13 protein-coding genes and 1 pseudogene are annotated in these 12,178 nt (G+C 54.6%); 9 read left to right on the top strand and 5 right to left on the bottom strand.

The window, feature by feature from the left end; genetic code table 11:
* Positions 1-47: 47 nt before the first annotated feature.
* From pgeF to ACMZ66_RS18180, 7 genes and pseudogenes are all read left to right on the top strand, one after another.
* Complete coding sequence (pgeF, locus tag ACMZ66_RS18210; RefSeq protein ID WP_416939360.1) at positions 48-869, top strand: peptidoglycan editing factor PgeF; 822 nt, start codon at positions 48-50, stop codon at positions 867-869.
* Positions 870-973: 104 nt separating this feature from the next.
* A complete protein-coding gene (locus ACMZ66_RS18205) occupies positions 974-1,987 on the top strand; it encodes a hypothetical protein (RefSeq protein ID WP_416939358.1) in 1,014 nt (337 codons plus the stop codon).
* A gap of 304 nt (positions 1,988-2,291) precedes the next feature.
* Positions 2,292-3,225 (top strand): annotated as a pseudogene (locus ACMZ66_RS18200) (ribose-phosphate pyrophosphokinase).
* Between the two features lie 121 nt (positions 3,226-3,346).
* Positions 3,347-3,970 carry a 50S ribosomal protein L25/general stress protein Ctc gene (locus tag ACMZ66_RS18195; protein ID WP_416939357.1) on the top strand — a complete coding sequence of 208 codons (624 nt, stop codon included), beginning with the start codon at positions 3,347-3,349 and terminating at the stop codon, positions 3,968-3,970.
* Positions 3,971-3,985: 15 nt separating this feature from the next.
* Positions 3,986-4,771, top strand: coding sequence for an aminoacyl-tRNA hydrolase (gene pth / locus ACMZ66_RS18190; protein ID WP_416939355.1), 786 nt, complete (start codon positions 3,986-3,988; stop codon positions 4,769-4,771).
* A 67-nt stretch (positions 4,772-4,838) separates the two neighbouring features.
* Positions 4,839-5,942 (top strand): redox-regulated ATPase YchF, encoded by a 1,104-nt coding sequence (gene ychF, locus ACMZ66_RS18185; protein WP_416939353.1) that lies wholly within the window; start codon positions 4,839-4,841, stop codon positions 5,940-5,942.
* A gap of 145 nt (positions 5,943-6,087) precedes the next feature.
* A complete protein-coding gene (locus tag ACMZ66_RS18180) occupies positions 6,088-6,825 on the top strand; it encodes a glutamine amidotransferase-related protein (RefSeq protein WP_416939351.1) in 738 nt (245 codons plus the stop codon).
* 12 nt (positions 6,826-6,837) lie between these two features.
* Here the strand turns inward: ACMZ66_RS18180 and ACMZ66_RS18175 are convergent, their stop codons facing one another.
* The 4 genes from ACMZ66_RS18175 to ACMZ66_RS18160 are packed head-to-tail and all read right to left on the bottom strand — an operon-like array spanning position 6,838 to position 10,388.
* On the bottom strand, positions 6,838-7,350 hold the full coding sequence (locus ACMZ66_RS18175) for a DUF2478 domain-containing protein (RefSeq protein WP_416939350.1): 513 nt from the start codon (positions 7,348-7,350) through the stop codon (positions 6,838-6,840).
* Between the two features lie 3 nt (positions 7,351-7,353).
* Positions 7,354-8,394, bottom strand: coding sequence for a zinc-dependent alcohol dehydrogenase family protein (locus ACMZ66_RS18170; RefSeq protein ID WP_416939348.1), 1,041 nt, complete (start codon positions 8,392-8,394; stop codon positions 7,354-7,356).
* Positions 8,395-8,433: 39 nt separating this feature from the next.
* Positions 8,434-9,405: a rhomboid family intramembrane serine protease gene (locus ACMZ66_RS18165; protein WP_416939347.1), complete on the bottom strand. Its 972-nt coding sequence runs from the start codon at positions 9,403-9,405 to the stop codon at positions 8,434-8,436.
* A gap of 59 nt (positions 9,406-9,464) precedes the next feature.
* The gene (locus ACMZ66_RS18160; RefSeq protein ID WP_416939345.1) at positions 9,465-10,388 is read right to left on the bottom strand and encodes a LysR substrate-binding domain-containing protein; all 924 of its coding nucleotides are present in this window, start codon (positions 10,386-10,388) and stop codon (positions 9,465-9,467) included.
* Between the two features lie 167 nt (positions 10,389-10,555).
* Between ACMZ66_RS18160 and ACMZ66_RS18155 the strand changes: the two genes are divergently transcribed.
* Positions 10,556-11,083 (top strand): peroxiredoxin, encoded by a 528-nt coding sequence (locus ACMZ66_RS18155; protein WP_416939343.1) that lies wholly within the window; start codon positions 10,556-10,558, stop codon positions 11,081-11,083.
* 161 nt (positions 11,084-11,244) lie between these two features.
* Positions 11,245-11,781 (top strand): carboxymuconolactone decarboxylase family protein, encoded by a 537-nt coding sequence (locus ACMZ66_RS18150; RefSeq protein ID WP_416939341.1) that lies wholly within the window; start codon positions 11,245-11,247, stop codon positions 11,779-11,781.
* Positions 11,782-11,865: 84 nt separating this feature from the next.
* On the opposite strand, the gene ACMZ66_RS18145 is transcribed toward ACMZ66_RS18150, so the two are convergent.
* Positions 11,866-12,178: alpha/beta fold hydrolase (locus tag ACMZ66_RS18145; RefSeq protein WP_416939338.1), on the bottom strand; the 313-nt coding region annotated here is incomplete at its 5' end.

Here is a 12,178-nt window from a genome sequence, read left to right as displayed (position 1 = left end):
CGATTATAGTGATGTGATCGCGACACCAAGGACGGAGCAGTTCAGTCATGACCCACCCGATTACTGACGGTATCGAACGTTCGTCAAACGGGCTGACCTGGTTTGAAGCCGAACGTTTGTCGGGCAATGACGGTTTGCGTCACGGGTTTCTAAGCCGCAAGGGCGGTGTCAGCGACGGTATTCATGGTGGTCTGAATGTGGGCTTCGGGTCCGATGATGATAAGGACCGGGTGGCAGAAAACCGCGCGCGTGCTGCATCGGCATTTGAAACCACTCCGCAAAACCTGACCACGGTGTATCAGGTGCACGGCATTGATGTGGCGGTTCTTGATAAGCCGCTATCGCGCGACGAAGCACCCAAGGCCGATGCGATGGTCACAGACCGTCCGGGCATTATGCTTGGTATTCTGACGGCTGATTGCACACCGGTTCTGTTCCATGATCGGGTTGCCGGTGTAATTGGTGCCTGCCATTCAGGATGGCGTGGATCGTTTGGCGGCATTTCGGCCAGCACTGTCGATGCGATGGAAAAACTTGGTGCCAAACGTGAAAACATCACAGCCGCCGTTGGCCCCTGCATCGCGCGTAAATCCTATGAAGTCGATGGCACCTTCCGCGACACGATCCTTGAAGGGCCAGGCGGCTCAGAAGACCTGTTTGATCTGTCGACCCGTGATGGGCATTTCATGTTTGATTTGCCGGAATATGTACGTCGTCGCACCATTGCCACCGGTATTGCATCGGTCGAACTGGTCGCGCGTGACACGCTTGCCGAAGAAGACCTTTTTTACAGCTACCGCCGCACGACGCTTCGCAAGGAGCCGGACTACGGTCGGCAGCTTTCCGCGATCATGTTGACAGAAGCCTGAGGGGGAATAGGCGATGCCACACATGATCATGCTGTTTTTCTTTATGATCATCGCGACCATGGTTGGTTGCGTCATGATGTGACGTATAGAAGTAAGTATCCTTGATGACTTCATTCCTCCGTTCCCTTGTTCTGACTGTGTTTCTGGTTGGCCCACTTGCGGCTTGCGGTGATCTTCCGCGCCCGTTTGAAGGGGCAGGTCGCGAAGGCGATCCTGCATTGCTGGAACTGCGCGACACCGGAACCGTCCGGGTCGAGGCAAGTGACGATCTGCCCGAAGGCGCATCTGCCCATCTGGCCCGTGCGATGGCGCGCGCGCTTCGTAAGCGCGACATCCCGGCCTATAGCGACAGCATGGAAGGCGGGGATTACATCTTGCGCCCAAACGTGACAGCTAGCCTGATCGAGCAGGGCGCGGCACTTGATATCACCTGGGTTCTGATGCGCCCGGATGGCTTGGCAATTGATACCGCACGTGCCAAGGGCGAGCTTGCCGCTGATCAATGGTTTGCCGATCAGCCAACCGGACCCGAAGAAACCAATCTGGCGATCCCCGAAGAACTGGTCGACAAGGTCCGTGAACTTGAAGGTAAAGCCGATGATCCACTGGCCAAAACCTATGACGGGTTGGTCGCCACTCCCGCCGATCAGATTGCCTTTTTGATCACCGGTGATCGATCGGCCATTCAGGCCGCGCCATATATGAAGGTGGCATTGCTTGATTTCGCCGGTGCGCCGGGGGATGGCAACACGGCCCTTGCGCGATCAGCCGGTGCGTTGCTTCAGGCCAAGGGGATCACGGTTGATAACAAGGAAATCGGTGATCAAAGTGTGATCTTGTCCGCGACAATTGATGTCAGCCCGGTTAAGGAACAAACCACCCAGCCGCTGGACGGTGTATCGATTGAATGGATCATCATGGAAGTCGATGGGACCGAACTTGGTCAGATGAACCAGAACAACGTGGTGCCGCGCGGTCGTCTGGATGAAAGATGGGGATCCATCGCATCCCTTGCCGCCCAAGCAGCCGTTGATACGCTTGAAGGTGTTTTGGGCCAGATCGCGACCAAGAAAAAGCTTCAGCTTAAAGACGACAAAAAGACGGTATCGATCCGTTAAAACAGCCATATGGGCCGGGTTTGGCAGCCTATGCATGACAGCCTTGTCGTTATTCGGCACCGGCCCCATTTACAGACTGTTAACGGCTGGTTATAAAGCCGCCGCGATCTGCCAAGATGCGGATTCGCCGATGAGTGGTCTTTGAGTGTCGTGAACATGTCGTCGAACCGGGCGGGGTTTCCCCGATTTCCGGGCACTTGGGCGACAGGGGCGAGCGGGACCAATCCCGGCTGATCTGTACTGGCTGGAGTGTACAGGATTTAGTATTTTCGCTTTCCCGGCACCCATTAACCGAGGCCCCGCTATGAAGATCCTCGCTGGTAACAGTAACCGCCCTTTGGCTGAGGCTATTGCTGACCATCTGAATCTGCCGCTTACCCGTGCAGATGTTAAGCGTTTCTCCGATGAGGAAATCTGGTGTGAAATTCAGGAAAACGTCCGCGGTGAGGACGTTTTTGTCATTCAGAGCACCTCTTTCCCCGCAAACGACAACCTGATGGAACTTCTGGTGCTTCTCGACGCGCTGCGTCGCGGGTCCGCACGTCGTATCACGGCTGTCATTCCGTATTTCGGTTATGCCCGTCAGGACCGTAAGTCCGGTCCTCGTACCCCGATTTCGGCGAAACTGGTTGCCAACCTGATTACGGTTGCCGGTGCAGACCGCGTTCTGACCATGGACCTCCACGCCGGTCAGATTCAGGGCTTCTTTGACATTCCGCTTGATAACCTGTTTGCATCGCCGGTTCTGACCAGCGACATCCGCAACAAGTTTGAAGGCCAGAAACTGGTTATCGTCAGCCCGGACGTTGGTGGTGTGGCGCGCGCACGTTCCGTTGCAAAACGCCTTGATGCCGAACTGGCCATCATTGACAAACGTCGCCCGCAGGCTGGCGTTTCCGAAGTCATGCACGTTATCGGTGATGTTAAGGATGCTGCCTGCATCCTGGTTGACGACATCGTTGATTTCGGCAGGTACGCTTTGCAACGCTGCTGGCGCACTTAAAGAACGCGGTGCTTCGTCGGTTGCGGCTTATGTTTCCCACGGTGTCCTTTCGGGCCCGGCGGTTGAGCGTATTGCCAATTCCCCGATGACCGAAGTTGTCACCACCGATTCGATCAAGGCATCGGATGCGGTACGTGACTGCGCAAAAATCCGACAGCTTCCGATTGCGCCGCTGATGGCCGAAGCCATCCGTCGTATCTCGGAAGAAAAATCTGTTTCCGTTCTTTTCGATTGAGGGTATAAGGCCCTCGTCGCGGTGGCACCCCTGGAGGCCACCGCGCTTGTTTTCGTGGGCTTTCAGCGGTGATTTTCACCAACCTGCGAGAACAAATTTTTTAGTTCAAGGAGATTTTCCGATGGCAAACACTGTTATCACTGCGGAAATCCGTGAACGGGCCGGAAAGGGGGCCGCCCGTGCCGTGCGTCGTGCCGGTATGGTCCCTGGTGTCATCTATGGTGCAAAACAGGAAGCTGTTCTGTTCCAGATTGACCCGCGTCCGCTTTGGAAACTTCTGCATAAGCCGGGCTTCTATTCTCACGTTCTGACTGTTGAAGTCGGAAAAGAGAAATATGACGTTCTGCCGCGCGACGTTCAGTTCGACAAAGTTACCGATGCAATCCTGCACATTGACCTTCTGCGCTTTGCTAAAGGCCAGACCATCAATGTGGAAGTTCCGGTTCGCTTCGTAAACGAAGAGAAATCCCCGGGCCTGAAAAAAGGTGGCGTTCTGAACGTAGTTCGTCACGATGTTGAAGTTATCTGCGCTCCGAATGCAATTCCGGAAGAGCTGGTCTTCGACCTTTCGGGTGTTGAAGTTGGTGACTCGATCCACATCTCGGCAATTACCCTGCCGAAAGGTGTTGAGCTTGCGATTACCGACCGCGACTTCACCGTTGCGACCGTTGCTGCTCCGTCCGCTCTGAAATCGGAAGAAAATTCCGCTTCGGGCGAAGACGAAGAAGAAGCAACCGAAGAATAAGATCGAGGTCTTACGATGTTTTTGGTGGTTGGATTGGGAAACCCGGGATCGGGCTATGCCGCCAATCGCCACAACATTGGCTTCATGGCGGCGGACGAACTCGTCCGCCGCTATTCTTTTGGCCCCTGGCGCAAGAAGTTTCAGGGCCAGATTTCCGAAGGTGAATTGAACGGTCAGAAAGTTCTGGTTCTTAAACCGGAAACCTTCATGAACCTGTCGGGCCAAAGCGTTGGCGAAGTGCTGCGCTTTTACAAGATTCCGGTCGAAGACGTTATTGTCCTGCATGATGAGCTAGACCTGCCGCCCGGCAAGCTGCGTGTAAAGCGCGGTGGTGGTCACGGTGGTCATAACGGCTTGCGATCCATTGATGCCCATTGTGGCAAAGAATATCGCCGCGTTCGTTTGGGAATTGGTCATCCGGGGGATAAAGCCCGTGTGCATGGCCATGTTCTTGGGGATTTCTCCAAGGCCGAACAGGATGGCTGGCTGATGACCCTTCTGGATGCGGTTGCAGCAGAATTTGCGCGACTGACCAAAGGCGATGACGGTGGCTTCATGAGCAAGGTCTCTGCCATCGTTTCCCCGCCCAAGCCAAAGGCGCCGAAAAAAGACAAACCGGCAAGCCAAAAGGCCAAGGGCGATACCAATAAAGATGCCGATACCCAGCCAACATCCGGGGACAGCATCGATGACCTTTCAGGGGCTGCCAAGGTTCGCCTTGAACGCGCAGATACCCCGGTCAGCAATGCAGCTTCGGCCATGGCCGAAGCACTTGCCAAGGCATTTGGCAGAAAGAAATAGTCGTTCGGTCTGGGATGACCCAAGCCGATCCTGATGAACAGAAATTCAAGTTACGGAGCCCGGAAAGATGGGATTTAAATGCGGTATTGTCGGTCTGCCGAACGTTGGTAAGTCGACCCTTTTTAACGCCCTGACCCAGACGGCCGCTGCAGAAGCAGCAAACTTCCCGTTCTGTACCATTGAGCCGAATACCGGCCGTGTCAGCGTTCCTGATGAACGTCTCGACAAGATCGCAGCAATTGGCAAATCGGCAACCATCATTCCGACCCAGCTCGAATTCGTTGATATTGCCGGTCTGGTCCGTGGTGCGTCCAAGGGCGAAGGTCTTGGCAACCAGTTCCTGGCAAACATCCGTGAAACCGATGCAATCGTTCACGTTCTGCGTTGCTTTGAAGATGGCGACATCACCCACGTAGAAGGTTCTGTGAACCCGGTTCGCGATGCGGAAACCATCGAAACCGAATTGATGCTGGCCGATATGGACAGCCTTGAAAAGCGGATCACCGGTCTTCAGAAACGCGCCAAAGGCAACGACAAGGACGCCAAGCTGACGCTTGAGCTGGTTGAACGTACCCTTGAAGTTCTGCGCGAAGGCAAGCCGGCCCGCGTTGTTGAAGTAAACAACGAAGACGAAGCCAAGGCATTCCGAATGCTGCAGCTTCTCACCAGCAAGCCGGTTCTGTATGCGTGCAACGTTGATGAAGACAGTGCTGCTGACGGCAACGAACTTTCGGCCAAGGTTGCCGAAATGGCTGCTGCACAGGGTGCGCGTTCGGTTGTGATTTCAGCAGCGATCGAAGCCGAAGTGGCCCTTCTTGAAAGTGCTGAAGACAAGCAGGAATTCCTTGAAGGTCTTGGTCTTTCCGAAACCGGTTTGGCCCGCATCATTCGCGAAGGCTACAAGCTTTTGAACCTGCTCACCTTCTTTACGGTGGGTCCGAAAGAAGCGCGTGCTTGGACCGTGCATGAAGGTGCAACTGCTCCGAATGCAGCAGGCGTGATCCACACCGATTTCGAACGTGGCTTCATTAAAGCTGAAACCATGGCTTATGACGATTTCGTCGAGTTTAACGGTGAAGCTGGCGCGCGTGATAACGGCAAGCTCCGTCAGGAAGGCAAGACCTATATCGTCAAGGACGGCGATATCTTCCACTTCAAATTCAACGTCTAAGCTTTTGCTTTTTCGGATCGAATTCAAAGGCCGTCACACAGAGTGTGGCGGCTTTTCTTTTGGGGCATAGTGTTTGTGATGACGGGGGGCTTGTCAAAATGCCAAGGGACAGTCTAGCATTCGCTCATGCAGCAAAGAGGACCTGATGAACGAACTTAGCCCCGCCAATCGTATCTTGCTTGTTTTCAATTCTGCCACCGGCCAGCCCGGTCGGTTAGGAGCGGTGCTGAGCAAATATGGCTATGAGTTCGATATTCGTCGTCCGGGCGAAGGCGATGTGCTTCCCACTGATCTGGGTGGCTATCATCTGGTTGTTGTCTTTGGCGGACCGATGAGTGCCAATGACGATCATCTTGGCAATGTCGATGCGATTTTGAAATGGCTGCCCCATGTGGTCGCCAGTGACGCGATGTATCTTGGCATTTGCTTAGGCGCGCAATTGATGGCGCGTCATCTGGGTGCTGATATCGCCCCACATCCCGACGGCATGACCGAGATCGGCTATTACCCGGTTCAGGCAACTGATGCCGGGCGTGATCTGTTTCCCGATGAAATGATGGTTTATCACTGGCACAGCGAAGGTTTCGGTTTGCCAGACGGGGCCGAATTGCTGGCGACCGGGTCGGTTTTCCCGCATCAGGCCTATCATATTGATGAACGTATCTGGGGCATTCAGTTCCACCCGGAAGTGGATGGTGAAACCCATGAACGCTGGCTATCAAACTCCGAAGCCAAGACCGATCGTCCAAACGGGCAGGGCCCGGATGAGCAACGTCTGGGACGTCAGAAATTTGATGCGGCCTTTGGTGAATGGTTCGAACGGTTTGCCGCCAAGGTGCTGGCAAAGGACCGTGCATCGGCTGATATGGGCTGTGGCAACTAAGCTGGTCTAAAGCTATACAGTTTCAGTCGCGACGCATTCGGTGCGCAGCCAATCCAAAATCACATCGCGATCAAGCGGCAGGCTTTTGGCAAAGCCACCATGAAATGCATCCCACGCATCGGCATATTCATCGCGCACACCGACCAGAACCGGGATCTCCAGTTCCATCGCGCGTGAAATGACATCGCGCAGGCCACGGCCGTCGGCCTCGCTCCGGCCAAAGCGCGCAACGATCAAAAGATCACAGCCGTTTTCGACATCACGTTCAAGCTGCTCTGACAGGGTGGACAGCGCATCGCCATCAAGCTTGCAGCCCTTTGCCATAGCGCCACGGTTTTTGGTGATCGACATTTCATCGCCACTGCGCAGATTGCGGACATAAACCAATGTCCCGCAATCGCGGTCCTTGCAGCGTTTTTGCACATAGCCTGCGACCGACTTGCCGTCATCGATCATTGACTGGGTGATGTCGGAAAACAGATCGTCAATCGGGTCTTTGGGTTTGAACGGGATACCAATGATCATGGATCAGAACCGATCAATTACGGTAACGCCGGTTCCGGCGAAGTGGTCCATATTCATCAGTGCAGTTGCCCCTTCGGCCAATGTCACATGATCACCGATCAGTTTTTGCGGGGCGAGTTTGCCGGTCATGATCATGTCGATCATTGCGTCATAGCGAAATGCCTGCATGCCATGGCTGCCAAGAATTTCAAGTTCATGGGCCACTACGCGGTCCATCGGAACCTTGGCATGGGCGTGATCGCCGGTCATAAGGCCGATCTGGATATGCTTGCCGCGTTTGCGCAAGGATGCGACGGAGTTAAAGCACGTCACCGCACTGCCAAGCGCATCAACAGATACATGAACACCACCCCGGGTGATGTCCTTGATCGCGGTCGGGATGTCATCAACCTTGCTGGCATTCAGAACCGCGTTGGCACCCAGTTCTTTGGCAAATTCAAGTTTGGTGTCATCAATATCAACCGCAATGACATAGGCACCGGCTGCCGCGGCAATCATGATGGCTGATAGGCCAACACCACCAGCACCGTGGACCGCAACCATCTGACCCGCTGTGACCTTTCCCTGATCAATTACGCCACGGAAGCTTGTGGCGAAACGACAGCCAAGGCTTGCGGCCGTGGCAAATTCCATTTCATCAGGCAGGCGGACAAGGTTGGTATCGGCATAATCAATGGCGACATATTCGGCAAAGCTGCCCCAATGGGTAAAGCCCGGCTGGAATTGATGATCGCAGACCTGATGATTGCCGCTATGACATTCCGGGCAATGACCGCAGCCAGATACGAACGGGACCGTGACGCGGTCACCTTCTTTCCAGCGTTTGATATCCTTGCCAACGGCAACAACGGTTCCGGCAAATTCGTGGCCGGGAACATGGGGAAGCTGCACATCGGAATCATGTCCCATCCAGCCGTGCCAGTCACTGCGACACAGGCCCGTGGCCCCCACCTTGATTACCACACCATCATTTGTCGGTGTCGGGTCATCGACCTTTTGTACTTCGATCGGGCCCTGATATTCGGTGAAGTAGGCGGCGCGCATGATGTGGGATCCTCCGGGGCAACTTATTGGACTTGGGGATCAATTATCATCTTTGTTGCGGTCCGGATGCAAGCGAACAACTTTGGGAACGCCCACAGATGGTTTGGATTTTGGTTTGGGCTTGTCCGATGGCGGTTGATAGCGACCCCATGGCGACTTATCACCCATTTCATCTTCCTTGCCCCACGGGCCGCGCTGATTGCGGCGCATATTGGCATGTTTGGCAGCACGTTCCGCCTCGTAGGCCGCAGCCCAAGGCGGGATGTTCGATGAGCTGCCATCGCGTGCCTTGCGGCCGGGGCGATAAACGCCAAAGGCCGGTGCCGCCGATCCGTCATGCCAAAGCGGCACATTGCGATGCTTGAAAAGCGGAATAAGTGCCATGCCAGCAATGAAGCCCGCGATATGGGCAACCCACGCAATGCCGCCCCCGGCACCACTGCCAAAATTGATCACCTGTGTGACAAACCAGAAGCCCAGAACAACGACCGCTGGCACATAAAAGATAAACACCCAGAAGAACCAGACCAGCACGCGGGCCTTGGGATACAGCAGGAAATAGGCCCCCAGCACGCCCGCAAGCGCACCGGACGCGCCGATCATCGGGATTTCTGACTGGGTATCAAGAATGCCGTGACCAAAGGCCGCCGCAACACCGCAAATCAGATAGAACATCAAAAACCGAAAATGCCCCATCGCATCTTCGACATTGTTCCCGAATATCCAGAGATAGAGCATATTGCCGCCCAGATGCATCCAGCCGCCATGCATGAACATGGCCGAAAATACCGACAGGAAACCAAAGCCAGGCGGGAAGGGCGAGAATTCCGGTGGCAGGTCCGCATGACCAAACAGGATTGCCGGGATCGCACCATATTGCAGATTGACCAGATGGGCTGATCGCGGATCAAGCGATACGGTAAACAGGAAAACCGCCACATTGATCGCAATGATGGCGTAGGTGACCCAGGGCGTTATGGTCGTCGGGTTGTTATCCTTGATCGGTAGCATCGGCTATCGGCCCGTTCCTTGGTGCTGCCTATGGAATACGGTCGTACCAGCTGGCCCGATCAGGCAACATCCGCCTGATGGCGGGGTGCCAGACGATCACGCAGATAAGACGCCAACTGGCGATACTCGCGTTTGCGCGCGGAACTGCGACGCCAAACCATGCCAATACGACGGATTGGCACCGGGTTTTCAAACGGCATGATTTTCAAAAGGTCCGGGCGACGTGCCTCAACCTCAAGCGACATTTCCGGAAGCAATGTCGATCCAACACCGGCTGCGACCATCTGAACCAGGGTGGACAGGCTGTTGGCCTGGAAGTCTGCAGATTTGCTCCAACCGGCTTTCTGGCAGACCTCAAGCGCTTGATCCCGCAGGCAATGGCCGTCTTCAAGCAGCAAAAGCTTTTCATCCTTGATATCAGCGATCTCAAGGCGGGGCTTTTGGGTCAACGGGTTATCAGGCGTGCAGGCAAAGACAAACTGATCTTCAAACAGATCAAATTCTTCAAGCCAGTTTTCCTCGATCGGAAGCGCAATCAGGGCCAGGTCGAGTTTTCCGGCAGATAACAGCTCGATCAATTTACTGGTTTGATCTTCGCGCAGGAATGGCTGCAGTTTCGGGAAGCCGGACTTAATCTGCATCATCACGTCAGGCAAAAGATACGGGCCGATCGTCGGGATCACGCCGATATGGATCGGACCCGAAAGCGGTTCGGTCGCGGCCTGTGCCATGGTGGTCAGTTCGTCGACTTCCTGAAGGATGCTTCGCGCGCGCAAAACGACTTCTTCGCCGAGCGGGGTGATCAGTACCTGTCGCTTGTTGCGTTCGACAAGCTGAGCGCCAAGCAGGTTCTCAAGTTCGTTAATTGCTGCTGACAGGCTGGGCTGGGTGATGAAGCACGCTTCAGCCGCGCGGCCGAAATGGCCACACTCGGCAAGGGCAACCAAGTACTTGAGTTGCTTGATGCTCGGTTGGGCGGCCATAAATTTTTCCTATCACAATGTGAGGTTTTATCTATTTGTCTTAGTTAGTCCATTTAACTACAAATCGCTAGCAGTGAGTGCATTTTTTGCACTTGCACAATAGATTAAGCGGCCTGTCGGGGGCCGTGGATTGGGATTTTAAACTGGGTTATGGAGTAACCAAACTAATGCTTACCGTTGGTGATACGCTTCCTGAATTTAATCTGACTGGTGTTTCGGGCAAAACCCCGGATAGCTTCGCACCGGTGACCGACAAGTCCTATGAAGGCAAATGGAAGATCCTGTTCTTCTGGCCGAAAGACTTCACCTTTGTTTGCCCGACCGAGATCGTTGGTTACGGCGAGCTGAACGGTGAGTTCGAAGACCGCGACGCGGTTCTCCTGGGTTGCTCGACCGACACCGATTTCGTGCACGCTGCATGGCGTACCCACCACGAAGACCTGGGTGACAGCCCGTTCGTATGGCTGGCTGACGAGAAAAAAGAACTCTCGGCTGCTCTGGGTGTTCTGGCGAAAGACGCCGGTGTTGCTCTGCGCGCGACCTTCATCGTCGATCCGGACAACATTATCCGTCACGTTCAGGTTAACGACCTCAATGTTGGTCGTAACCCGCAGGAAGCACTGCGCATCCTCGATGCACTGCAGACCGACGAACTCTGCCCGTGCAACTGGACCCAGGGTGACGCAACCCTCTAAGTCGCTTTTTCGCGATTTAGTCCAGACGATTTTGGGGTCGGGCATCCGCCCGATCCCGTTTCAGCCACTCATATCTTAACGTGCGTTTTGCGCTGGCTTTGCCGGGGTAAGCGATGGCTGATCTGTTTTCGTTTTTGCATTTTGTATCAGGGGATACCCACATGACTTCGATTACCGAAATCAAGGACGCAATGCCGGCCTATGCCAAGGATCTGAAACTGAACCTGTCGAGCATGGCAAACAATCCGGGCATGACCGACCAGCAGGTTTACGGCACCGCCCTTGCGTGTGCATTTGCATCGCGCAACGCCAAACTGATCAAGGCCGTTGCTGCCGAAGCCAAAGCCAAGCTGTCCGAAGAAGCGATTGAAGCTGCCAAGGGTGCCGCGGCAATCATGGGCATGAACAACATTTATTACCGCTTCGTGCATCTGGTATCGGATGCGGAATATGGTTCGATGCCAGCACGCCTTCGCATGAACATCATTGGCAAGCCGGGCATTGATAAGGCCGATTTCGAGCTGTTTTCGATCGCAGTTTCAGCGATCAATGGCTGTGGCATGTGCATCGATTCCCACGACAAGGTACTTAAAGGTGCTGGCGTTAAAAAAGAAACCATCCAGAACGCAATCCGTATTGCTTCTGTGATCCATGCGGTTGCTGTTGTCATCGATGCCGAAGACGCATTGGCTGAATAATCAAGCCAACAGAATTCGGGCAGTGGCCCACAAAAAAAGCCCCGGTGCAGATGCATCGGGGCTTTTGTTTGGGACAACTCGACCTTAGCCGTCGACCAGTTCGTTTAACCCAAGATGCGTCATGCTGGCTGCGATCACTTGATCAGGTTGATCGAAATGCGGGATGTGGCCACACTCCTTGATCAGCAATTTTGTGGTCTGGCCGCTGGTGTTGGCACAAATGGTATGGACCTGCTCGTCACTGCCGAATTGATCATCATCGCCCTGAATAACCAGAAGCGGGCAGGTGATGTTGGCAAGCTCATCCACCATGTTCCAGTCGCGGAATGCCGGTTGGCGCCAAGTATCGACCCAGGCGCTAAAGACAGCATCGGTCTGGAAGAAATGATGACGTTCG

It is taken from the genome of Thalassospira sp. (genome assembly GCF_048059015.1).
In the GTDB taxonomy this organism is placed as follows: Bacteria; Pseudomonadota; Alphaproteobacteria; order Rhodospirillales; family Thalassospiraceae; genus Thalassospira.
This window is presented reverse-complemented; position numbering and strand designations above follow the sequence as displayed.